Here is a 22,943-nt window from a genome sequence, read left to right as displayed (position 1 = left end):
GCTACTCCGGGTCGTTGCCCGAGTCGCGGCCGAGCCGGAACGGCGTCGTCACCCCGCCGTACGCGAGATGGGTCATGAGGCCCTCCGCGGCGTGCGGAAGGTTGTGGCAGTGGTCCATCCAGATCCCCGGATTGTCGGCGACGAAGGCGACCTCGTACGTCTCGCCGTGCTCGACGTTCAGCGAGTCCACCCACCACGGCGACCCCGACGACGGAACGCCGTCGCGCGACAGCACCAGCAGATGGTGGCCGTGCAGGTGCATCGGATGCACCTCGCCGCTGTTGTTGGAGATGCTCATGACGACGACGTCGCCCTCCTGCACCATGTACATCGGAACCGCGGGGACGATGCCGCCGTTGATGGTCCACCAGTATCCCGGGGCGCCGTCGAGGAAGCCGGGCAGCCGCCCGATGTCATAGCGGAAGCGGCGGTCCGCCTGCGCCGCGTCGAACCCCGCGTCGGCCGGCTCGCCGTAGCTCAGCAGGTCTACCTGTTCGCGCGGAGCAGGAGAAGTGGATGCCTCGGCCCTGTCGGGCCCGATGACGAGCGACGCGCCGGGCACCTGGATGCGCACAGCGCCGGCCGAGGGGACCGTCACCTCGAGGTCGGCGCGGCCGCCGGCGGTGAGCGGGACCGCGCGGCCGTCGACGGACGTGGGGCCGTTGAGGTCGGTTCCGTCCGCCGCGAGCATGCGGAACGACGAGCCCGTGACCCAGGCCGAGGTCGGGGTGCTGTCGGTGTTGATGAGCCGCACGCGCACCGCGGCTCCCGGCTCCGCGGCCTGCCGTGCCTCCCCCGTCGCGCCGTTGATCGTGCGCTGCCCGCCCGGATAGGTATGGACCGCGACGATCGCGTCAGCGGCGGATGCGGCATCCGCCGGCTGCAGGATCAGCGCGCCGTAGAGCCCGCCGACCACCTGCGGATGAGATGCCTGGTGCGAGTGGTACCAGAACGTGCCCGCCTGTTCGGCGATGAAGCGGTAGGTGAAGCTCTCGCCGGGCGGCACGGCGTCCTGTGTGACGCCGGCCACGCCGTCCATCGCGTTGGGCACGTCGACCCCGTGCCAGTGCAGCGTGACGCCCGCGGGAACGTCCTCGTTGCGCAGCACGACCTCGACGAGCTGTCCCTGGGTGGCGCGGATGGTCGGCCCCGGGCTCTGCCCGTTGAGGGTGAAGCCGTCGAACGGCCGTCCGCCGGCTGGCGTCACGCGCTCCGCGCGCGCGGTGAGTTCGACGCGCACATCGGCCGGGCGATCGGGATCGACGGCGAGGTCGACGACGTTCGTCGCAACGGTGGCGGCGGCTCCGATCACGGCTGCGCCTTCGCCCGCGGCCGCCGCCGCGTGCGCACCGTGCCCGCTCGCAGCGTGCTCCGCGGCGCCGGGGCCGCCGCCGAAGTCCGGGGACCCCATGTCCATGACGGAATACGTCCCCGGCAGCACGCTGCCCCACCACGCCCAGCCCACCAGGGCCAGCGCGATCACGGCCGCCACGACGGCGAGCCGGCGGGCGAACCACGCCCACCGGCTCGACGCGGGCGCAGTCCTAGACGGCGGCACCGGCCGGAACCGACGGCGCCGAAACCGCCGCGGCGGCTGCCTCGACACGACGCTTCGACACGTTCAGGCCCGCCAGCAGGGCGGTCATGAACAGCAGCAGCGCGTTGATGCCGTGGAGGAACCCGAGCAGCGGGATGCTGTGCCCGAACAGGCCGAGCGTCACCTGCAGCGCCACGAGGGCGAGCACGCCGCCGGCGAACGCGACCGCCCGCGGCGCCTTCACGAAGAACGAGAAGATGAACAGCAGGATCGCCAGCGCCGGGATCACGAACATGCCGTTCATGCCGTGGATCATGAACCCGAGCGCCTCGGCGAACGGCGGCGGGCCCTCCTGGGCCGAGGCGTCGACGACGCCGCCCTCCGCGATGTACAGGCCGAGTCCGGCCGACGCCCACGCGTGCGAGGCGGCCTGCAGCGCGACGAGCGCGCAGATGGCGAACGAGAAGATGCGGTACGCGATGCGCATGTGTTGCTCCTTGGTGTGTGGTCGGCCACGCAGGCCGATGACACACCAGAGCGCCGTCACGCGGGGTTGATACATTGCCAGCGTGACCCGCCTGCGCCCGTGGCACTTCATCGTCGCCTTCGGGATCGTGAGCCTGCTGGCTGACATGGTGTACGAGGGCGCCCGCAGCATCATCGGCCCGTACCTCGCGACGCTCGGCGCGTCGGCATTCGTCGTCGGACTCGTGGCAGGGCTCGGAGAGTTCATCGGCTACGGCCTGCGCGTCGTGACCGGCTACGCGGTGGTGCGCACCAGGCACTACTGGACGTGGACGATCCTCGGCTACGCGCTCACCGTGCTGAGCGTGCCGCTCATCGGGGTGACCGGCGCCCTCGCTCCGGCGCTGCTGCTCTACGCGACCGAGCGGCTCGGCAAGGCCGTCCGCTCGCCCGCGAAAGACACGCTGCTGTCGTTCGCCTCGGCCACCACCGGTCGCGGCAGCGCCTTCGGCGTGCACCAGGCGCTCGACCAGACCGGGGCCGTGCTCGGTCCGCTGCTGCTGGCGGCCGTGCTCGGCTGGCGCGAGGGCGACTATGCCCTCGCGTTCGGCGTGCTCGCCGTCCCCGGCGTCCTCGTGCTCGTGCTGCTGTTCTGGCTGCGCCATCGGGTGCCCGACCCGCTCTCGTACGAGGAGCCCGAGCGCATCGAGACCCCGCAGCCGGTGTCGGCGGTGGAGCCGGTGGATGCCGGGCGACCGGCATCTGCGCCGAGCGAGGAACGGGACGAAGCCTCCGATCCGGTCAAGGCCGCGCGCCGCCTGCCGGCAGGGTTCTGGGTGTACGCGGCAGCCATCGCGGTGCTGTCGTGCGGCGTGGCGTCGTTCCCGCTCCTCGCCTATCACGCGCAGACGACCGGGCTCCTCACCGACGCTCAGGTGCCGATCCTGTTCGCCGTCGCGATGCTCGTCGACGGAGCCGCGGGGCTCGTCATGGGCCGCGTCTACGACCGTCTCGGCCCCTGGACCCTGCTCGCCGTGCCCGTCGCCGCCGCGGCCTCCGTCATCGCGTTCACCGACGACGTCGTGCTGGTGTGGGTCGGCGTCGCGATCTGGGGCGTCGTCAACGGCGTCCTCGACTCGACGGTCAAGGCCGTCGTCACCGAGCTCGTTCCCACCGGCTCGCGCCCGCCCGCGTTCGGCTGGCTCGCCTTCGTGCGCGGAGCCGGCCTGCTGATCGCGGGCGGCATCCTGGGCTACGTGTACGACATCAGCATGACCGCCGTGATCGCCACCGTCCTCGCCGCCAACGCGGTCGGATTCACGGTGCTGGTGCTCGCGCTGCGGCGGGTCAGCCCCGCGGCGCTGCCGCGGTGCTGACCCTCCCTACTCCCGCAGGCCCACCTTCGGCTTGGCCCACGAGCGTCCGCGGGTGTCCTTGAGGATGTCGTACTCGACGTCGACGTGCGGCTCGATCGCGCTGTACTTGTCGTTCGGCGCGCCGATCACGAGCTGGAATCCGAGGCCCCGCCACGCGCCGATCGCGCGCTTGGTGAAGTGCGCGTCGGCCTTGATCAGGGCCTCGTCCATGAACACCGGGGCGTAGCGCGGTCGCTCGGCGCCGGCATCCCCCAGCTGATAGCGCAGCGCCGCGCCCACGATGAACGCGATCAGCTCCTGCGACTCGCCGCCGGACTTCTCGCCGATGTGGTCGTACAGCGCGACGTGCTGCTTCGTGGTCGCCTCGACCCGCTCGGCGCTCACCCGCACGTGGTTGCGCACATCGACGAGGTCGCCGAAGTCGGGAGCCGTGCGGCGCATGCGCCCGATCAGGCGCGTCATCCGGCGATAGGCGTTCTCGCGCTCGTCGTCGGTGGACGCCGCCTCGATGAGCCCCCGCACCTCGCGCAGCTCACGACGGAATCGCTTGCGCGGCTCGGACTGGTTCTCGCGCGTCGTGATCTGCAGCCGGTGACCGTCGTCGTAGAACGGCAGGTCCTGCATGATCCGGTTGATCGGCTCGATGCGGTCGCGGATCTCGCGCAGCGACCGGCTCAGCGTCGCGTCGAGGTTCGTCAGGTCGTTGCCCGACAGCTTCAGCAGGCTGTCGCGCCAGTCCGCCTCGAGCTCATGCAGCCCGCTGGTCTGCAGCGCCAGCAGGATGGCCTCGAAGTCGTCGATGGACTCGTCGGGATCGGCGAGCAGGTTCGGGTTCGGCCAGCGCTCCAGGAATCCCGTCATGATGCGGCGCACCGCCTCGCGCTGCTCGGTGTGCGACGCGACCGCTGCGGCGTGGTCCTCTTCCAGACGCTGCGCGGCCGACGCGAGCGCGGCGTCGAACCGGGTCAGCACGACCGACGGATTCGCGGCGGCCGCCGACTCGCGCAGGGTGAACCGCGTGTCGAGGAACGCGCGCTGCCCGGCGTCCAGGGCACGCCCGGCGTCCTCGGCGGCGTCGATGATCGTCTGGGTCGCATCGACGTCGTCGATCACATCGGCCCAGCGCGCCTCGAGCTGCTCGCGCTCCAGTTCGGTGCGCCCGATCTCTTCCCGCAGCCGCGTGGCCGTGCCCTTGGCGGCGGCGATCTGCCCCTGCAGCCGCGCGATCTCGGGATTGGATGCCGTCACGTCGTCCTGCACGGCGGTCCAGCGATCCCGCTCAGCGGTGACCGCGTCCACGTCGATCTGCTCCCATGTCAGCTCGCCCAGCTTCGCGTACACGGCGAGCCTGGCGTCGACGGCATCCAGATCGGTCTCAGCGGTCTTCGCGATCTCGACGGCCCGCAGCACCCGAGCGCGAGCGGTGTCGAGCCGGTCGGCGAGCGAGAGCAGCCGGCGCTCGTTCGAGAAGCCCAGCACGTTCTCGCGGCCGTGGCCGCCGTGCGCGCCGCGGTTGCCGTCGGAGGTCTGGCCCGTGATGGTCAGGGCCTTGCGGTGACGCGACAGGTCTCGCGGCGCGTCCACGCACACGAAGCCGAACTGGCTGTCGAGGCGCTCCTGCAGCCAGCCCGTGAACGGCGATGCCTGGTAGTCCAGGCGTCCCGGCAGCGTGTCGACGTCGCGCCCGCCGTTGGCGTCGAGCCCGGTGTGCACGCCCTCGTAGCGCACGCGGACCGGCGTGCGGACCGCGTCGATCGCCGCGCGGAACGCCGGCAGGTGCGCCACGTCGATCAGCAGCGTCGTCGCGAAGCCGCCCAGCGCCAGGTTGAAGGCCTCCCGCCAGGGCTCGAACTCGGTGCGCACCTCGACGAGCTCGCCGACGAAGGGCAGCTCGTCGGGATCGAGTCCCGCCGCCTCGGCCAGCAGCTCGCGCGACTCGTGCAACGGCCGCGGGATGTTGCCGCGGCGACCCGTCACGCGGCGGATCTCGCCTTCGAGCTCACCGACCTCGCGCTCGGCGGCCTTGAGCTCGAGCGCCGCCTCCGAGAAGGCGTTGCGGGCCGTGCGCTTGGCGTCGGCGTCGGCGAGCCCGGCCCGTGCGCGCGCGACGAGCTCGTCGAACTCCGCCCGGGTGGATGCCGTCGCCCCGAGCCCGCGAACGTCCTCGTCGAAGCGCACGCGGTTCAGCTGCACGCTCGTGAGCCGGCGCTCGACCTCGCGCAGTTCGCGCTGCGCGGTCTCGAGCCGGTCGCCGCCGGACTGCCGCAGCACGTCGGCCAGGCCGTCGCGCTCGATCTCGGCGGCGTCGGCGAGCGCCCGCTTCTCGCGCAGCGTCACGTCGGCCTCGCGCTTGCGGTCGCGCAGCTCGGTCTCGACCTCGCGCAGCAGCTCGAGCCGCCGCCCCGCCCGCCACAGCGTCGCGAGGGAGTCCGGGTGCGAGAAGTCCCCGATCTCGTCGATGATGCGCACCCGGTCGGCCGCCGCGGCGATCCTCTCGCGCAGGTCGCGCAGGGGTTCGAGCGCGCTCACCTGCTGCCGCGCCATGAGCATGCGCGTGCGGGTGCCCTCGAGCTCGTCGAAGTGTGCGACGACCGCGTCGGCGGTCGTCATCGTCTCGGGCTCTTCGAGCACGAGCCTCTTGTACAGGTCGTCGACGGTCGTGATCTGCTGCCCCGCCTGGATGCGGGCGAGCAGGCTCATCGCCTTCGCGCCGGCGCCGGCCGCGCCGATGCCGAGCACCGCGTGCAGCCGGGCCGAGAACTCGCGGTCGGTGCCGACCGGGTCCAGTCCGACGGACTTCAGCGAGGTGTCGGTGAACCGCTGCGCCGCCGCCTGCTCCAGCGCGGGCAGGTCGAAGGCTGCGTCCGCGGTCGCCCGCACGCGCACGGTGTCTTCGAGCACGCGGGCACCGGCGGGGATGTACCAGGCGCGCACCGCGGTGAACCGCGACCCGTCGTGGTCGACCCACGTCATCGCCACGGCCGTCCAGGTGTCCTCGCCGTCGCCGCGCAGCACGCGCATCTTCGTGCCGTCCTCGGTGCGCGACTCGTCGAGCTTGCCCCGCGCGTACGACAGGATGTTGCGCTGCTCGTCGCCGCGCGGGCGACCGGTCACTCCCCCGTTGGAAGCGCCGTTGAACGGCGTCGTGTGCGGCATCATGAGCGCGATGTACGCATCCATGAGCGTCGACTTGCCCGACCCCGATCCGCCGCACAGCAGCGTCGCCTCGGGCGAGAAGCGCACGCGGTGCGCGCCGTCGTAGCCGCCCCAGTTGACGAGCTGCAGGTCTTCGGCCAGCCACTGCTGGCCGCGTGAGGCCGCCGGGATGAGCCCGAACAGCGTGTCGATCATGGTCACGGTGCCGCGTCCTCCACGGTGGTCTCGTCGTCGCCGGGCTCGTCGGGCGCGTCGGGTTCGTCGTCCAGCTCGTCGCCCGCGGCCTCGGGGTCGTCGAGGTCGGGCAGGGACTGCTGTGCGCGCAGCCAGTCGCGCAGCTCGCGCAGCTTCTCGGCGCTCAGCACGATCTCGACGAGCGGGCTGATGCGGAACCGGCCCGCCGACTCCTCGTCGACGATCCCGTCTCGATCGAGCCGGTCCAGCGCCTTGCGGATCGCCCGCTGCCGGCGCGCGGTGTCGCCGTCGGAGTCGGCGAAGTAGCTGAGCACGGTCTGCTCGACGTCTTCGATGTCCACGCGCGCCGACGGCTCGCCGGCCGCCGTCTCGCGCTGGTACACGGTGCGCAGATGCACGAGCACCAGTGTCTCGGCGCGCGAGTACGGCGAGTCGCGCAGCAGGATCGGCACGTCGAACTCGTCGGAGCGCACCTGCTGCTTGTACGCCACGCCGCGGTCGTGGTCGATGATCAGCCGCACGAACATGTCGTTCAGCCGCGACTCGATCAGCCCCTGGTTGTCGAGCAGCAGCGTCCACTGCTCGCGGTGGCGATCGGCGAGCAGGAAGCGGCGCTGCAGCACGTGCACGAGCACGCGGCGCACGTCCGCCTCCAGCACCCCGCGGTCGCCGGCGAACAGGTCGTCCGGATCGTCCTCCATCGCGACGGGGTCGATGAACGGCGGGATGCCGGCGGCCGGGCTTGCGGCACCTGCACTGAGCGAGGAACGAGTCGAAGTGTCCACCCCTTCGCTCACGGTGTCGAGGTCAGTCATCGTCGCTCTCCCTGAAGGTGCGGGCGGTCACGGCGCCGAAGGCGAAGCGGCGCGTCGTGCCGTCGGGGCGCACGGCCTCGACGACCGAGACGGTCTCACCCTCGGTCATGCCGTTGCGGTGGGCGATCTCGAGCAGACCCAGCAGGTCGACGGGCCGCCGCGTGTCATCGGCGCTGCCCTCGAAGGCGGAGCCCAGATCGAACTCGTCCCCGAGGCCGGCGACGTACTCCTCGAGCTCGGCGTACCTCGGGCCGCCCCACGCGCGCGTGTCGGCATCCAGGAACTCCGCGTCGTCCGCGGCGTCCGACAGCGGCGCGGGAGCCCCCGGCGGCCGGATGTCGCTCACCGACTGGCGGAGGTGCCCGACGGCAGCCATCGGCAGGCTGCGCACCGGGTCGACCGGCGCCTCGGCCGACGAGGTGCTGGTCCACGTCTGCAGCCCCGACATGACGTCGCGCAGCAGGTCGTCGACCTGGCGATCGCGTACCGGGTCGTGGGTGCGCACCTGGCCGGTGATCACGTGCGAGGCCCGGCGCTGGGCGGTCAGCACTTCGAGCACGCCGAGCTCCACCCGCCGCCCGATCGCGTCGAGCTCCTGGCGCTGATCGGCGTCCATGAGGCGCGCGAACGGCTGGGCGAGCACGGTGTGCAGCTGCTCGGCGAGGTCGTCGATGCGCTCGGGGTCGCCCAACAGCCGCAGCGCGCCCGCGAAGGCGCGGCCCTCGGGTGTCGACTGCATCACGTGCTGGCCGCGCTCGAGATACTCGCGCAGCACCTCGCCCGTCGGGCGCACGTCACGGCGCAGGTCGGCCACGACGTCACGCTGCATGGCCTTGATCGACTCTGCGACGCGCGCGAAGTCGGCCGGCAGCTCGCGGGCGAGGTGCAGCACGTTCTCGGCCTCTTCGAGCAGTTGCTCATCGTCGACCGGGGCCGTGCCCTCGGCCTGGATCCGCAGGATCTCGGCGTCCAGCGCGTCCCGCTCCGCGGTCAGCCGGGCGATGCGCGCCTGAGGGTCGGTCTCGGCGTCGGCAGCCAGGCGTTCGACTGCTTCGAGCAGCGTCCTCACTCGCGAGTTCGACACGCGCGTACGCCCGCCCCCGGTGCGGCCCGTGATCTCCAGCGCGCCGACCGCGTGCGCGGTCAGCCGGTACACCTCGATGTCGCCGTCGATCTGCGGCACCAGCCATCCCACGCGCACCCAGTGCCGGCAGATCTCGCGGGCCGTGCCCGAGGGCAGGGCGCGGTCGTCCTCGTCGTACCCGGCGGCGCGCAGCTCGTCGAGGATCTCGGCGATCTCGGCGTGCGCGTCCGCGACGGCCACAGCCGGGCGGTCCACCGTGAAGACGATCGACAGCACCGCGACCACGAACGGCGCGTAACGCCGGTGCAGCAGGTCGAGCGTGGGAGTCCGGAACGCCGCCACGGAGCGCAGATACGCCGCCTCGGCACGCGTGTTGGTCATCCCCACCAGCGTACTGGGCGCCGGGCGTCACGCCGTGCCGCCCGCGCTCAGTCCTCCGCGCGCGGCGCGACGCGCCACGGCCGCGCCGTCACGCCGATCGCGTTCCACACGTTGATGGCGATGATGAGCGAGATCAGCGCCGCCGCCCCCTCTTCACCGAACGCGTCGACGGCGCCGGTCACCGCCGCTTCAGGCACGTGCGTCTCGGAGAGCCGGGTGACCTCCTCGGTGAGTGCGAACGCCGACCGCTCCTCCTCGGTGAACAGGCCGGACTCGCGCCACACCGCGAGGGCGTCGACCCGCTGTGCGGTGACACCGTGCGTCCGCGCGGCGCGCGCGTGCATGTCGACGCAGTACGCGCAGCCGTTCAGCTGCGAGGCGCGCAGGCGCACGAGCTCGCGCAGCCCCGCATCGATCCCGGCGAGGTCGAGCTGGGCGGTCGCGGCGTCGTCGAGCTCACCCACCGCGCGCGAGAACACGGGCGCGAGGGCGTCGAAGTCGAGGCGGGAGGCAACGGGGACGAGGGTGCGGATCGCAGCGGTCATACGTCCACGGTAGGCCGGAGCGACCCAGCGGACACGGCCAATCGGATGCCGCAGGCGTGGGCCAATCATCACGCCGACGTCATTCCGCGGCCGTGGCCACCGCCTCGACGAAGAGCTCCAGCGCCCGCTCGGCGCGCGCGGGCGTCGGGGCGCCGTAGCCCACCACGATCCCGACCGGCTCGCCGTCCTCGGCCGCGCCGAACCGGTACTCCGAGAGTCCCAGGACGGCCACGCCGCGCCGGGCGGCGGCATCCACCACGTCCGCCTCGGCGACGCCCTCCGGCAGCCGCACCAGGCACTGCAGCCCCGCGGCCAGGCCGTGCAGCGACGCCGACGGCACGCGCTCGGCGAGCAGCCGCTCGAGCAGCTCGCGCCGCGCGCGGAACTCCGCGCGACGCCGCCGCACCGCCCGGTCGTACGCGAACGAGTCGATGAACCGCGCAAGGATGTGCTGGTGGATGCCGGCGGCCGCGGCTCCTCCGGCCTCGCGCTGCGCGAGCACGTCTTGCCACAGGGCGGTGGGAACGACCGCCCACGCCAGGCCGACGGCCGGGGCCAGCGCCTTGCTCGCGGTGCCGAGGTAGACCACGCGGTCGGGCGCGAGGGCCTGCAGCGCGCCGATGCTGCGACGGTCGTAGCGGAACTCGCCGTCGTAGTCGTCCTCCAGGACGAACGCCCCGCTGCGTCGCGCCCACTCGACGACGGCACGCCGGCGCGCGGCCGAGAGCGGCACCCCGGTCGGGAACTGATGGGCAGGCGTCAGCAGGGCGGCGGCGGCATCCAGATCTTCGAGTCCGTCCACGACGGCGCCGTCGCCGTCGACCGCGATCGGCACCGCCTCCAGACCCGCCGCGGCGATGATGCGCCGATGCCGGTCGTGCCCGTACTCCTCGACCGCGATGCGGCGGGCGCCGCGCTCGCGCAGCGCCCGGCACACGAGAGACAGCAGGTCGCCGAAACCCGTGCCCACCACGAGGTCGTCCGTCCCCACCGCGACCCCACGCGTGCGCGCGACGTACACGGCGAGACTCTGCCGCAGCGCGGCCGTGCCGGCGGCGGGCGGGTACGAGAACGCGGTGCCGGGCAGCTCGGCGAGCGCCTGCCGCGCGTGCGCGCTCCACGACGCGTACGCGAAGTCGCTCGCGTCCACGAGCCCGCCGCGCAGGTCGAACGGCGGCGGCGCGGCCGGACGACCGGCGACCGGGACGACGGCGGCCGGCGAGGCGGCGACCCATGTCCCCGCGCCCACCCGCGCTTCGAGCCACCCCTCTGCCGTCAGGCGGGCGTAGACGTCCGCGACCGTGTTGCGCGCGATCCCGAGGTCGGCGGCGAGCGCCCGCGCCGCCGGCAGCCGGGCGCCGACCGGCAGGGCGCCGGTCGACACGAGCGAGCGGATCGCGTCCTCCAGCGAGCGGGCCGGCCGCGTGCCCGAGAGCGGCAGATGCAGGTCGAGCCCGGTGATGCGTCCCTCGCTCATGCCGCTATCCCACCACGCGCGCCGCGGACTTGCTTGATGCAACCCCCGGATCTACCCTGAACGCATGCTCGGCAGGACGTACGAATCCCAGGTCTGCTCCATCTCGCGCACCCTCGAGGTGTTCGGCGAGCGCTGGACCTTCCTGATCCTGCGCAACGCGCTCTTCGCCGAGTCGACGAGGTTCTCGGAGTTCCAGAAGAGCCTCGGGATCGCCACCAACGTTCTGGCGTCGCGCCTGGACCACCTCGTGGACGAAGGCGTCCTGGAACGCGTGACGAACGACTCGGGCGACGGCGAGTACCGCCTCACCGAGCGCGGGCGCGACCTCGCCCCCGCGCTCATCGCTCTCACGGAATGGGGCGACCGCTGGGCGGCCCCGGACGGCGCACCGATCCTGTACCGTCACGGAAGCGACGAGCACCCCGTGCGGATGCGGCTCGTGTGCGACGTCTGCGGGCCGCTCGACGACGCGGCCGAGGTCGAGGCCCTCCCCGGCCCGGGCATGCCCGAGGAGCTCGCGGCCCGCGTGCTCGAACGCCACCGCCGGCGTCACGCCGGCTGACGCGCCCGCCGGATCACGGGATGTGCCGGCGCACCGCGTCGAGGAAGGCGGCGGGGTCGTCCGCCGACACGCGCAGCGCCGACACCGTCACGTCTCCCTGCGGCAGCCGCAGCGCCGTCGGGCGCTCCAGGGCGATCTCGATGTCGACGAAGTCCTGCACGACCTGGTTCAGCACCTGCGCCTCCCCCTCCCCGGTGAGGCTCAGCGCCGGCGCTCCCGAGAGTCCCACCCGGCGTCGTTCGACGGAGGCGACGACCTCCCACGGCAGGTCCACGTCGACCTCTCCCCCGTGGCGGATGCGGATGCCGGCAGGGCCGACCGCGTGCGGGCGGGTGACGTACCCGCACAGCATCCCGGCGACCGTGAGCACGCCCCACACGCCGAGCGCGAGCATCGGCCAGCGGACGGCGGGGATCCCGCGGAACAGCAGGTCCACGATCGGGATCTCGACGAGCGAGAGGACGGCGAAGACGACGAGCACCATGCGGACGGGCTTGTCGTACCCGATCGCGGTCGCGCCGCGCGGCACGCGCGGGCGCCGCACGAGCGCGCGACCGATGCTCCGCCACCCGGCCGCCTCGGTCGCCAGCGCGCGTCGCAGACCGTGCCGCACGCGGTCGACACCCTGACGTCGCTCGCCGATCCGGCGTGGGGCGGACCCCGTGCCGGCCTGCGCGAGTTGCTGCGGCATCCCCCATCCTCCGTTTACGTTGCAGTTGCAATGTAAACGACCGGACAACGGGTTGTCAATACGACTGCAATGCGAAAGGCTGGGCGCATGCCCAAGCTCGTGGACCACGACGAACGACGTCACCTCATCGCTGACGCCGTCTTCCGCGTCACCGCCAGGGATGGTCTGGATGCCGCGAGCCTCCGCCACGTCGCGACCGAAGCGGGCGTGACCGCGGGCATGGTGCAGCACTACTTCCCGTCGAAGGACGCGATGCTGCGCTATGCGATGGACGAGGCACGCGTCCGCTATGAACAGCGGATGACCGCCGCCATCGACGCCCTCGGCCCGGAGCCGTCGCCCCGCGCGGTGCTCGGCGCCATGCTGCAGAACTTCATCCCGCGCACCCGCGCCGAGATCGACGACGGCCGTGTCAGCCTGGCGTTCCAGGCCCACGCCGCGACGCACGAGGAACTGTCCGCCGCCCTCGCGGCCGACGATGCGCTGCTGGTGGAGCACCTCGCGCAGCTGGTCGCCGTCGCCACGCGCGCCGACCTGGCGGCGGCGGACGCGACGCTCGTCGCGACGGGCCTCATGGCGACCGCCGAAGGGCTCGGGCTGAAGGTGCTGAGCGCCGGCATGGACCCCGCCGTGGCCGCAGACGCCCTCGAGAGCCAGCTCGCGCGCGTCCTGGGCCTGTAACGCCACGGGTCACGGTGCGGCGACGCCCGCGGAATCACAACTCGGCGGTCAGCCCACCGTCGATCACGATGTCGGCACCGGTGAGGTTGCCCGCCACGAGATCGCTCGCGAGGAACGCCACGAGGGCGGCGACCTCGTCGGGCTTCGTGAACCTGCCGGTCACCATCGACGCCTCCGCGCCCGCCACCACGTCGGCGCGCACCGAACCCGCGGTGGCCGACAGCGTCGCGGCGACTCCGCCGTCCCCCAGCCAGAGGTCGGTGGCGACCGGCCCCGGGCTGACGGTGTTGATCCGGATGCCGGCCGGTCCGACCTCCTTCGACAGCGCCTTCGAGAAGCTCACCAGGGCCGCCTTGGCGGCGCTGTAGTCGATGACGAGCGGGTCAGGAAGCCGGGCGTTCACCGAAGCGACCGTGACGATGGCTCCTCCGCCGGCAGCGCGCAGCGCCGGAAGCGCAGCGCGCGTCATCCGGATCGCCGTCAGCGTGTCCAGCTGGAACGTGCCCATCCACTCCTCGTCCGTCACCGACGAGAATCCCCCGGTGCGCGGGCGCACACCTCCCACGTTGTTCACGAGCACCCGCAGCGGCCCGAGCTCCGACGCGTGAGCGACGAGCCGGTCGGCGACGGCGGAGTCGGTGAGGTCGGCGGCGACGGCCCGCACGGAGTCCCCGTTCTCGGCGACCTCCGACAGCGCGGGCGTGATGGTGCGGGATGCCGCGACCACGTGCGCGCCCTCCGCCACCAGCGTCCGGGTCACCGCGAGTCCGATCCCCCGCCCGGCGCCGGTGACGATCGCGACAGCTCCCTCCAGCCCCAGGTCCATGTCACAGCCCCTGCGCCCGCAGCCACTCCAGCACCGCGTCTGCGACGTCGCCCCAGCCGTGGTCGATCGTCAGAGAGTGGCCGCGGCCCTCGAACTGCCGCAGCTCGGTGACTGCCATCGAATCGCGGTACTGCTTGAGCGTCGAGCGGGTGACGACATCGGGGACGGTGTGGTCCGCCGTGCCCGAGATGAGCAACAGCGGGCCACGCGGCTCCCGCTTCGTATCGACGGCCGCGGGCGAGTGCATGACGAAGTTGGCCGCCGCCGCCTGGAACAGCGGCCGCGCCGGCGACGGGATCGTCCACTGCTCGTAGAGCGCGTCGGACTCGGCCTCGTCCACGGCATTGCCGAATCCGTAGCGGAACTGCGCGGCCGTCAGGGATACCGCGCGGTGAAGGTTCGCGGGGTTTCCGAGTGCGGGGAATCCCGACCGCAACTGCGCCAGCGGAAGCGGGAGCACGCCTTTGATCTGCGCCGGATCGATCGCGACGGCTCCTGCCCCGATGCCCTCACCGAGCAGCTTCTCGGCGAGCAGACCGCCGAACGAATGGCCGATCAGGACCGTGTCCTCGCCGAGCCCCTTCGCGATCTCGGCGAAATGCCCCGCGGCCTCGTCGATCCCGATGTTCGCGACGGCGTCGGGGTTCGCCCGCGCCTCGGCGACGCTCGCGGGCTCGTTCGGCCAGCCCGGCGCGACCGGCTCGTACCCGGCCGCCCGGAACCGCTCGACCCACGGCTCCCAGCTGGTGGCATGCAGCCAGAGACCATGGATGAAGACGACGGGACGGGGCGTCTCAGGCATACGACGTGCTCCTTGCGATCGGCGGACGTGATCAGCACACACCCGCGCGATCGGCGGCGTCCAAGACCTGTGCGCCACGGATCGATAACCGAACTTGCAACGATCGGCGCCACGCGCCACTCTTCGTACAGGAGGACAGGTGGACCTCGATCTTCGACTCGTGCGCTATTTCGTCGTCGTCGCCGACGAACTGCACTTCGGACGCGCCGCCGCACGCCTGCACATCAGCCAGCCGGCGCTGTCGAAGCAGATCCGCCGCCTGGAGAGCGACCTCGGATTCCGGCTTCTGACCCGGGACAGCCGCCACGTCGCCCTGACGCCGGACGGCGCTCGATTCCTCCGCGACGCCCGCGTGCTCATCGCCCACGCGACACGCATGACACGGGCCGAGGACGCCGGCATCCGCATCGCCCACATCTTCGACCTCGACACCAGCAGGCTCGTCGTCGACGCCTTCGCGGCGCGGTTCCCCGATGTCGCGGTCATCGCGAGCTCCATGGACAGCCAGCGTCAGCTGGATGCCCTCATGAACGGCCTGCTCGACGTCGCGATCCTGCGCGTCACTCCCGGCATGACCGCCGCGCATCCCGAGGGATGGCGGCATCGTCCGCTCCGCCTTGAGCCGTTCCGGCTGGTCGGCCGCCGCGGCGAGCGGGAGTGCGCCACGGTCTCGCTCAACGAGCGCCCGATCGAGGTCTTCGGCGATCCGCGCGGCTCGGCCCTGTTCAACGCCCATGGCGAGTACCTCAGCGCGTTCGAATCCGACGCCGCGCTCACCCTCAGCTGGCTGGGCAACCCCGGCACCTTCGATCAGTGTCTGGCGCGCATGGAGCGGGCGCCCGCCGGCGCGTACCTGCTCGAGTTCGACTCGTATGCGCAGCGGTACCGGCGGTTCGGGATGCCCCTGCACCATCCCGCCGAACTCCAGCCCGTGTACCCGTGGTCGATCGCGTGGCGCGACGAGCCTCTCTCCGCGGCCACCGCCGCTTTCCTCGCGGTGGCCGCGGACGTCGCCGCCGAGCGCCGCTGGCTGGAGCCCGACACGAGTGCGCCGCTCTGGCAGCCGCCTTCCGCCGAGGCCGTCAGGACGCTCCGCTGACGCCGATCCCGGCATCCTGCGCCTCTGCTCATACAGCATCGTCCCCCTTGCAAGCGCGCTCGGGCTGGTCGGCGCCGCGGGCCGCTCGGCATACGCCGCGAGCAAGGGCGCCGTCGTGCAGCCATGAAGGTCTGCAACGGCACGCGAGAAGAGCTCGCTGGGGTCGTCGGCTGACAAACGCCGCGCTGAGCCGCGTGTTCATCGTGATCGCCTGCCGCAGAGCCGACGAACGGCGCAGACATGCAGGTGGTGGGGTACGGGTTATACATCCGTGTCGCAGCCAGCAGCGGTGAAATCAGAGTCAGACTCGTGCAGGGCACACGCATTGGGCAGGGGCGCGAGTCGGTACTGGTCGTACGAAGCGAGATGAATCGCCTGAAGCCCTCCGACGGCCTCAATCGGAATGAGGTAATACCGCAGCAATCCGTCGATCACGAAGAAGTCATCGATCTCATCAGCGTCATACGTGCGCCGTCCTCGTCCAGAATTGGACAGATAGACCTTCCACGTGCCGCCGACTTGAACAGTCGTTGTCTTCACCTGCACACGCCGATGGGCATGCGTGGAATCGACGACGATCAGGTCGTACCGGCACGGCTCCAAAGGCCACGAGACGTCCTGTCCGGACAGCATGAACCAACCGGCCGCGAGCATGGCGCCCGCGCGCGCAAGGTTCACTGGTTCTGGAATTGGCCGCGTCACTGTCGGTGGCGGGATGGATGAACTCAGGTGACTCACCTCCAGCCCCAGCCGGATCGAGTGGCCCTTCGCCAAAGCGGTAGCCGAACGGCCTTCCAAGCCGAGGTCGGCGACGACTCCCGCCCAGGACGTGGATGTCGCGACGGCAGCTCGGACGCGGTCGTCAGTGAGGCGGCGACCGCGTGTGAAGTGCCCGTAGTCCGCCCCGATGGCGTCCGCCCGCGCACGCACGGATCGGATCGCACTCGCGGAAGTGGCACCAAGCTCGAGCGCGCGCAGCACGCCACGCCACGCCACGATCGCGCGCGGGCAACCGCGGCAACAAGCTGGTCATCGCTGTACGAACGTTCACGCGACATGGGGTGACGCTACCCACCGTCGCCGACATCCCCCCGGCGATCGGAGCGTCCCGCATCCACCGAACGACGAAGCCCTGATAGATCCTCAGACCTACCAGGGCTTTTCTGTCGGGATGACAGGATTTGAACCTGCGACCCCCTGACCCCCAGTCAGGTGCGCTACCAAGCTGCGCCACATCCCGATGTTCTGTTGTCGTGTCCCCGCCTGCGCGCGGACAACTCGACCATCCTACCCGGTCCGCGGAGGCCTCGCGAACACGGCGGACCCCGGGCGTGGCATCCGTTCGCTTGTCGATGTCGGCGGGCCGCACTACGGTCGCGACAGGAGGCATGACATGGCCCACATCACGATCGAACCCGCGACCGCAGACCGCTTCGACGATGCGCAGCACGCGCTGAGCGGGGGCGGGGACGGACGCGGCTGCCAGTGCCAGTGGTGGACGATCACCAACGCCGAGTTCAATCGCACGACACTCGACGAGCGCCGAGAGCTGCTGCGCGATGAGATGGCGACCGCTCCCCCGCCCGCCCTCATCGCCTATGTCGACGGCGAGGCCGCAGGGTGGGTCCGCGTCGGACCCCGCACACGTCAGGTGCGGCTCGCACGCACCCGCAGGTTCGCGGCGTCGGAAGAACCGTGGGACGACCCGGACGTGTGGGCGGTCAGCTGCTTCGTGGTGCGCAAAGAGCACCGCGAGCAGGGACTCAACGCGCGCCTGCTCGATGCGGCGCTCGACTTCGCCCGTGCCGGCGGCGCGCGCGTGGTCGAGGCGTACCCGATGGACCCGCACGCCGGCAAGAAGATTCCCGTCAACGACCTCTACCACGGCGTGCTGTCGACGTTCGAGGCTGCCGGCTTCCGCGAGGTCGCGCGCCCGCGCCCCGACCTCGCGATCGTGTCGCTCGACCTCAGCCGCTGACAGCGCGGGCGGACGGCCGCCCCCGGTCGACTTCGAGCACGATCACGACGGCCACCAGGAGCGCCGCGGCGACGACGTACTCGTTCGACGGCAGCAGGCCGCTCACGGCGATCAGCACGGCACCCGCGAGCACCGCGACCGACGCCCAGCGCGAAAGCGATGCCCGCAGCAGCACGAGCCACGCCCCTGCCACCACGATCGCGATCGGAAGCGTGAGCGCGAGGCCGGCGATCGCGGGAGACACCGCGGTGTGCCCCGTGATCTCATCGATCTCGACCTCGACCCCCGCCGACACCGCGCCGACCGCCGCGAAGATCCCGTAGTGCAGATACCCGAACCGGAAGGCGGATCTGCGTCCTTCGAGCCGGCCGTGCTGCTCCCTCGAGAAGTACACCCACCAGATCCCGGCCGTCACGACGATGCCCGAGATCGCCAGCGTCAGCAGCTCGGGCACGTGCTCGCCCTCGCCGAGGGCGTCGAAGATCGCGTTGGCCGAGGCGAGCAGGCTCTCGCCGAGCAGGAGCAGTGTGAACAGGCCGTAGCGCTCCGCGATGTGGTGCGGGTGCCACGGCGTGCGCCCGGCTGCCTCGCCCCACACGGGGACGAGCAGTTCCAGGGCCACGAGCACGAAGAACGTCCAGAACTGCGCCGTGTCGTCGAGCAGGTAGATGCGCGAGACCCACAGCACCTGCACCACCGACACGCCGAGCGCCATCCGCAGTGCCGTGTGCCGCAATGCCGGGTCGGATGCCGCTGCCCGCAGCCATTGGGCGACCATCGCCAGCCGCATGATGACGTAGCCCCACGTGACCACCACGTAGTCGAACGAGACCATCGCGTCGTGGACGCCGGCGGCGAGGACCAGCACACCGCCCATCTGCACGATCGTGAGCACGCGATACAGCCAGTCGTCGGTGTCGAACGCCGAGGCGAACCACGTGAAGTTCATCCAGGCCCACCAGATGGCGAAGAACACCATCAGGTACGACAGCACCGCCTGCCCGACGTGGTCGTCGCTGATGAGGTGATGGAGATTCTGGGATGCCTGCGACACGGCGACCACGAACACGAGGTCGAACAGCAGCTCGAGCGGCGTCGAGACCCGGTGCGGGGTGCCGGTGTCGCGGGCAGACATCCGGATGAGGCCCATCCGGGCGAGCACATCGGTCATGCGACGATTATGGTGGCCCTGCACATCGAGGAGGATCATGCGTCGGCTCTGGATCGCGTTCGCCCCGTTCATCGTGTTGTCGATCGTCCATGTCGCCGCACTCGCGGCTCACGCGGACGCGCTGGCGGCGCCCACGAAGCTGACGCTCATGCCATTGCTCGCCTTCGCCGTCGTGTGGGGCTCGCGGGGCACTCCGTGGACGACCCCGCTCACCCTCCTCGTCGTGGCGATCGGGCTGTCGTGGCTCGGCGACGGCGCCGGCACGTTCTTCCCGTTCGCGCCCGAGCTGCCGATGATGCTGCTGTTCTTCGGGCTGGCCCACCTCGTGTACATCTGGCTGTTCTGGCGCCGCCTGGCCGTGCACCGCGTGCCGCCGTGGGCGGCTGTCTACGCCGTGTGGTGGGTCGTGCTGCTGGCCGTGCTGTGGCCGCACCTCGGCAACCTGTCGATCGCGGTCGCCGTGTACGGCCTGGTGCTCGGAGGCACGGCGTTCGCGGCGTCCCGCTGTCATCCGCTCGTGGCGTGGGGCGGCGTGTTCTTCCTGACCTCGGACTCGGTGCTCGCCTTCCGGCTGTTCCTGCCCGACGCGATGCCCGCCTGGACGAGCCCGCTCGTCATGCTGACGTACTGCCTCGGTCAGGGCCTCATCGCCGCGGGCGTGCTCGTCGCGATTCGCGCCCGGCGCACGGCGGCCGCGAAGACCCCGGTGGCGGCATGACGGACGCTCCGACCCGTCTGGTGCGGGTGGATGCCTGGCTCTGGGCCGTCCGCATCTACAAGACCCGCTCGGCGGCGACCGCGGCGTGCCGCGCGGGGCACGTCCGCGTCGCCGGCGAACGGGCGAAGGCCGCGCAGACGCTCAAGCCCGGCGACGAAGTGCGCGTGCGCATCGACGGCTTCGATCGCCTGCTCGTCGTGCGGCAGACGATCTCGAAGCGGGTGGGCGCCCCCCTCGTCGCGGCAGCGATGGAGGACCGCACTCCCCCGCGCGACCCGACCCCCGTCATGGCGCAGCGCGACCGGGGCGCCGGGCGCCCGACCAAGCGCGAACGCCGAGAGATCGACCGCCTCCGGGGGCGCGAGGACTGACCCGCCGCCGCGAAAGACAGAGCGCGAGCAGGCTCGTCGACTTACGCGAACAATCTTCGGCGGCGAGCGCCAGGAAACCAGCTCGGTACAAACTTTCACAGGAATCTTACGTTTCGGATCTTCCCTCCGAGCGCACGCCGGTGTTGACTGTGCGCTGTTCACCTTCCGAATGGAGATCCATGAAGAGCTCACCTCCCCCGCCGTCGGCCCGACACAGGAAGACACGCAACCTCGCCACCGTCGCCCTCGCCGTCGTCGCAGGCATCGCGATCGTGACTGCGGCGGCGCCGGCATCGGCCGAGTCGCGTGCTCAGAAGCCCGTCAGCACCACCGACTGCCCCAGGTCGTTGGACTGCGAATGGCTCCCCGCTCCGTACGAATCGCTCAGCGACGACCCCGGAGACTACGGCAACCATGACCTCGGCGACCGGCCAAACGGTCCGTCGATCGACTACATCGTGATCCACGACACCGAGGGGTCGTACGACGGTACCGTCGGGCTCGTCACCGACCCGACGTACCTCGCGTGGAACTACACGATCCGCTCGTCCGACGGCCACGTCGCACAGCACCTGGATCCGAAGGACGTCGGCTGGCACGCCGGCAACTGGTACGTGAACATGCACGCCATCGGAATCGAGCACGAAGGCTATGCGGCAGACGGCGCCTGGTACACCGAGGAGATGTACGAGTCATCGGCGAAGCTCGTGAAGCACCTCGCGGCGGAGTACGGCATCCCGCTGGACCGCGCGCACATCATCGGTCACGACCAGGTCCCTGCACTGCGGGGCTCGAGCGTGCCCGCGATGCACTGGGATCCAGGCCCCTACTGGGACTGGGAGCACTTCTTCGACCTGCTCGGCGCGCCCCTGGAAAAGGGCACCACCGGCAACAAGCACGGCGACGTCGTCCGGATCCTTCCCGGGTTCGAGGGCAACACCCAGACGCTCACCGGCTGCGGTGACACCGCGTGCGACACCGACGACACGAACTTCGTCGCGTTGCACACCGAGCCGAGCGAGGACTCCCCGCTCGTTCCCGACCCGGGTCTGCATCCGGGCGCCGCGGCGAGCACCACCACCGTCTCCGACATCGGTCCGCGCGCGACCGCCGGTGTGGACTACGCGGTCGCGGAGCGCCGTGACGGCTGGACGGCGATCTGGTACCTCGGAGCGAAGGCCTGGTTCCGCGACCCCAGCGAGGCGCCCGTGTCGCGCTCGGTGAAGAACGGCCAGTGGATCACGCCCAAGGCGGGCCTCGCGAGCATCCCTGTTTACGGCACCGCCTATCCCGAGGCGTCCGCGTTCCCCGAGGGGATCAGCGTCGTCGCACAGACGCCGGTCTCGCCCTACGCGATCCTCGCCGGCCAACGCTACGCACTGGTGGATGCGGACGTCCCGACGGACTATTACAAGGCCGTCACCTTCTCGCCGGACACGCCGAACGACCACATCGATATCCCCGGTCAGGAGCAGTTCCTGCTGATCTCGTACGGGCACCGTCAGTACTACGTGAAGGCTGCCGACGTCGAGATCCACGGAGGCTGATCCGAGACGGATCCGCCCGTCGCCCAGCCGGGGCCGGGCGTCGGGCGGGTCCCCCTACGGCAGCTGATCGAGCAGCCAGCGCGCTCCGCGCACGGCGCCGCCGGCATCCTCCACCCGCTCCGCGAGTCCGCGATCGCTCGTGACGACGGTGACGGAGCGACCGGATGCCGCCAACCTGCGCACCTCGGCGACGATCGTGTCGTCGCCCTCGCCCTCCGCGCGCACCACGTCGATGCCGACGACCTCGTCGACCGAGCGCGCCTGCCCTTCGACGACCGCCGACCAGTCCGGGTACCAGACCTGCTCGGGAAGATCGAGAGCGGATGCCGCCACCCCGCCCGCCGCCAGCTCGGCGAGCCGCGAGAGCAGTCGGGACGCCGCCGCGGGCCGGTCGCGCCACCAGCCGTCGGGCACCGAGCCCATGACGTTCGCGACGTCGACGACGACGGCGGGACGCACGCCGATGAGGGACTGCAGCCGCTCCCACGACGCTGCGAACCCGGGGTGGAGCGGATAGTCGACCACCACCTCGACGGGAACCCACGCCAGCTCGCGGCTCTCGGGGTCGCTGATGATGGGCTCGAAGGGCTCGACGACATCGCCGACGACCGTGGTGTAGCTCCAGTAGCCGAGGTCGAAGACGCTCAGCACGCGGGGCCGGATCGCCGCATGCGGAACGCCTGCCTCTTCGGCGGCCTCCCGCAGAGCGCCGTCGCACGCCGACTCCCCCTCGTGGCGGGCGCCGCCGGGCAGCGCCCAGGTGTCGCCGAAGTGGCTCCACGAGACGCGATGCTGCAGCAGCACCCCGCGCTGCGCGTCGACGGCCAGCAGGCCGGCAGCGCCGAATCGGCCCCAGTAGCGTTCGCCCGTCGGAGCGACGACCCACGCGTCGCCCGGGTCGCGCGGACCGTGCGGGCGTCGCGGCTCACCGGGGGCGGGAGGCTCGATCGTCACCCGCCCAGCCTGTCACACCGGCAGGCCACCGGCTCGCGACCGGCACGGCGCACGTCACCGGAGGACTCGCCACAATGGACCGCATGCACGACGACCCCCGCACCGGCTACGACCTCGACGACGACCCCACGCGCATCCAGCCCGACGTGGTGTGGGGCTGGCTCTCGACCGAGGCGTACTGGGGCCGCTGGCGCTCACGCGCCGACGTCGAGACCCAGATCTCCAGGGCGTGGCGTGTGGTCGGCGCCTACCGGCGCGACACCGGCGAGCAGGTGGGTTTCGCGCGCGCCGTGTCGGACGGCATCGGCTTCGCCTACCTGGCCGACGTCTTCGTGCTCCCCGAGCACCGCGGTCACTCGCTCGGCAAGCGCCTCGTGCAGCTCATGATCGACGACGGGCCCGGCGCCGACATGCGGTGGATGCTGTTCACCGGCGACGCGCACGGTCTCTACCGGCGGTTCGGCTTCACCGAGCCCGACGCGACGGCCATGGTGCGCCCCTCGGCGCGCTGA

General features: G+C 71.5%; 22 protein-coding genes and 1 tRNA gene. 9 read left to right on the top strand and 14 right to left on the bottom strand.

Going from position 1 to position 22,943, the window contains the following annotated elements:
* Position 1 precedes the first annotated feature (1 nt).
* Both FB391_RS05800 and FB391_RS05795 read right to left on the bottom strand, forming a co-directional pair.
* Positions 2 to 1,558, bottom strand: a complete 1,557-nt coding sequence (locus FB391_RS05800) for a multicopper oxidase family protein (protein WP_246093363.1) — start codon at positions 1,556 to 1,558, stop codon at positions 2 to 4.
* Positions 1,545 to 2,024: a hypothetical protein gene (locus FB391_RS05795; protein ID WP_141893440.1), complete on the bottom strand. Its 480-nt coding sequence runs from the start codon at positions 2,022 to 2,024 to the stop codon at positions 1,545 to 1,547. Before FB391_RS05795 ends, FB391_RS05800 begins: the two co-directional genes overlap by 14 nt.
* Before the next feature lie 82 nt (positions 2,025 to 2,106).
* Here FB391_RS05795 and FB391_RS05790 point away from each other — a divergent pair, with 82 nt between their 5' ends.
* Positions 2,107 to 3,378, top strand: a complete 1,272-nt coding sequence (locus tag FB391_RS05790; protein ID WP_221886278.1) for an MFS transporter — start codon at positions 2,107 to 2,109, stop codon at positions 3,376 to 3,378.
* A gap of 6 nt (positions 3,379 to 3,384) precedes the next feature.
* On the opposite strand, the gene FB391_RS05785 is transcribed toward FB391_RS05790, so the two are convergent.
* From FB391_RS05785 to pdxR, 5 genes are all read right to left on the bottom strand, one after another.
* Positions 3,385 to 6,735 (bottom strand): ATP-binding protein, encoded by a 3,351-nt coding sequence (locus FB391_RS05785; protein ID WP_141893439.1) that lies wholly within the window; start codon positions 6,733 to 6,735, stop codon positions 3,385 to 3,387.
* Complete coding sequence (locus FB391_RS05780; protein WP_141893438.1) at positions 6,732 to 7,544, bottom strand: DUF4194 domain-containing protein; 813 nt, start codon at positions 7,542 to 7,544, stop codon at positions 6,732 to 6,734. The genes FB391_RS05785 and FB391_RS05780 overlap by 4 nt, the downstream gene beginning before the upstream one ends.
* Positions 7,537 to 9,009 carry a DUF3375 domain-containing protein gene (locus tag FB391_RS05775; RefSeq protein WP_141893437.1) on the bottom strand — a complete coding sequence of 491 codons (1,473 nt, stop codon included), beginning with the start codon at positions 9,007 to 9,009 and terminating at the stop codon, positions 7,537 to 7,539. The genes FB391_RS05780 and FB391_RS05775 overlap by 8 nt, the downstream gene beginning before the upstream one ends.
* Positions 9,010 to 9,056: 47 nt before the next feature.
* Positions 9,057 to 9,554 carry a carboxymuconolactone decarboxylase family protein gene (locus FB391_RS05770; protein WP_141893436.1) on the bottom strand — a complete coding sequence of 166 codons (498 nt, stop codon included), beginning with the start codon at positions 9,552 to 9,554 and terminating at the stop codon, positions 9,057 to 9,059.
* 79 nt (positions 9,555 to 9,633) lie between these two features.
* A complete protein-coding gene (pdxR, locus tag FB391_RS05765; RefSeq protein ID WP_141893435.1) occupies positions 9,634 to 11,031 on the bottom strand; it encodes a MocR-like pyridoxine biosynthesis transcription factor PdxR in 1,398 nt (465 codons plus the stop codon).
* Between the two features lie 64 nt (positions 11,032 to 11,095).
* Between pdxR and FB391_RS05760 the strand changes: the two genes are divergently transcribed.
* The gene (locus tag FB391_RS05760; protein ID WP_141893434.1) at positions 11,096 to 11,593 is read left to right on the top strand and encodes a winged helix-turn-helix transcriptional regulator; all 498 of its coding nucleotides are present in this window, start codon (positions 11,096 to 11,098) and stop codon (positions 11,591 to 11,593) included.
* Between the two features lie 13 nt (positions 11,594 to 11,606).
* Here FB391_RS05760 and FB391_RS05755 read toward each other — a convergent pair whose 3' ends face one another.
* Positions 11,607 to 12,284, bottom strand: a complete 678-nt coding sequence (locus tag FB391_RS05755) for a hypothetical protein (protein WP_141893433.1) — start codon at positions 12,282 to 12,284, stop codon at positions 11,607 to 11,609.
* Between the two features lie 87 nt (positions 12,285 to 12,371).
* Here FB391_RS05755 and FB391_RS05750 point away from each other — a divergent pair, with 87 nt between their 5' ends.
* Entirely contained in the window at positions 12,372 to 12,965 is a 594-nt protein-coding gene (locus FB391_RS05750) for a TetR/AcrR family transcriptional regulator (RefSeq protein ID WP_141893432.1), read from the top strand.
* Positions 12,966 to 12,999: 34 nt separating this feature from the next.
* On the opposite strand, the gene FB391_RS05745 is transcribed toward FB391_RS05750, so the two are convergent.
* A complete protein-coding gene (locus tag FB391_RS05745) occupies positions 13,000 to 13,791 on the bottom strand; it encodes an SDR family NAD(P)-dependent oxidoreductase (protein WP_141893431.1) in 792 nt (263 codons plus the stop codon).
* Between the two features lies 1 nt (position 13,792).
* Positions 13,793 to 14,593: an alpha/beta hydrolase gene (locus FB391_RS05740; protein ID WP_141893430.1), complete on the bottom strand. Its 801-nt coding sequence runs from the start codon at positions 14,591 to 14,593 to the stop codon at positions 13,793 to 13,795.
* 139 nt (positions 14,594 to 14,732) lie between these two features.
* Between FB391_RS05740 and FB391_RS20075 the strand changes: the two genes are divergently transcribed.
* Positions 14,733 to 15,692 carry a LysR family transcriptional regulator gene (locus FB391_RS20075; protein ID WP_141893429.1) on the top strand — a complete coding sequence of 320 codons (960 nt, stop codon included), beginning with the start codon at positions 14,733 to 14,735 and terminating at the stop codon, positions 15,690 to 15,692.
* Positions 15,693 to 15,953: 261 nt separating this feature from the next.
* Here the strand turns inward: FB391_RS20075 and FB391_RS05725 are convergent, their stop codons facing one another.
* On the bottom strand, positions 15,954 to 16,673 hold the full coding sequence (locus tag FB391_RS05725; RefSeq protein WP_141893428.1) for a PDDEXK-like family protein: 720 nt from the start codon (positions 16,671 to 16,673) through the stop codon (positions 15,954 to 15,956).
* 185 nt (positions 16,674 to 16,858) lie between these two features.
* Positions 16,859 to 16,932 (bottom strand) — tRNA-Pro (locus FB391_RS05720).
* A 153-nt stretch (positions 16,933 to 17,085) separates the two neighbouring features.
* Here FB391_RS05720 and FB391_RS05715 point away from each other — a divergent pair.
* Positions 17,086 to 17,670, top strand: a complete 585-nt coding sequence (locus FB391_RS05715) for a GNAT family N-acetyltransferase (RefSeq protein WP_141893427.1) — start codon at positions 17,086 to 17,088, stop codon at positions 17,668 to 17,670.
* Here FB391_RS05715 and FB391_RS05710 read toward each other — a convergent pair.
* On the bottom strand, positions 17,660 to 18,841 hold the full coding sequence (locus FB391_RS05710; RefSeq protein ID WP_185842957.1) for a low temperature requirement protein A: 1,182 nt from the start codon (positions 18,839 to 18,841) through the stop codon (positions 17,660 to 17,662). The two genes, FB391_RS05715 and FB391_RS05710, sit on opposite strands and share 11 nt — an antisense overlap.
* Positions 18,842 to 18,878: 37 nt before the next feature.
* Here FB391_RS05710 and FB391_RS05705 point away from each other — a divergent pair, with 37 nt between their 5' ends.
* The 3 genes from FB391_RS05705 (at position 18,879) to FB391_RS05695 (ending at position 21,477) form a co-directional block, all read left to right on the top strand.
* A complete protein-coding gene (locus FB391_RS05705) occupies positions 18,879 to 19,559 on the top strand; it encodes a lysoplasmalogenase family protein (protein ID WP_141893426.1) in 681 nt (226 codons plus the stop codon).
* Positions 19,556 to 19,930 (top strand): RNA-binding S4 domain-containing protein, encoded by a 375-nt coding sequence (locus FB391_RS05700; RefSeq protein WP_141893425.1) that lies wholly within the window; start codon positions 19,556 to 19,558, stop codon positions 19,928 to 19,930. The genes FB391_RS05705 and FB391_RS05700 overlap by 4 nt, the downstream gene beginning before the upstream one ends.
* A 179-nt stretch (positions 19,931 to 20,109) precedes the next feature.
* Positions 20,110 to 21,477: an N-acetylmuramoyl-L-alanine amidase gene (locus tag FB391_RS05695; protein ID WP_141893424.1), complete on the top strand. Its 1,368-nt coding sequence runs from the start codon at positions 20,110 to 20,112 to the stop codon at positions 21,475 to 21,477.
* Positions 21,478 to 21,531: 54 nt separating this feature from the next.
* On the opposite strand, the gene FB391_RS05690 is transcribed toward FB391_RS05695, so the two are convergent.
* Positions 21,532 to 22,431 (bottom strand): NUDIX hydrolase, encoded by a 900-nt coding sequence (locus tag FB391_RS05690; protein ID WP_141893423.1) that lies wholly within the window; start codon positions 22,429 to 22,431, stop codon positions 21,532 to 21,534.
* A gap of 83 nt (positions 22,432 to 22,514) precedes the next feature.
* On the opposite strand from FB391_RS05690, the gene FB391_RS05685 reads away from it, so the two are divergent.
* Positions 22,515 to 22,943 carry a GNAT family N-acetyltransferase gene (locus tag FB391_RS05685; RefSeq protein WP_141893421.1) on the top strand — a complete coding sequence of 143 codons (429 nt, stop codon included), beginning with the start codon at positions 22,515 to 22,517 and terminating at the stop codon, positions 22,941 to 22,943.

The sequence above is a fragment of the Microbacterium kyungheense genome, assembly GCF_006783905.1.
Classification (GTDB): Bacteria; Actinomycetota; Actinomycetes; order Actinomycetales; family Microbacteriaceae; genus Microbacterium; species Microbacterium kyungheense.
This window is presented reverse-complemented; position numbering and strand designations above follow the sequence as displayed.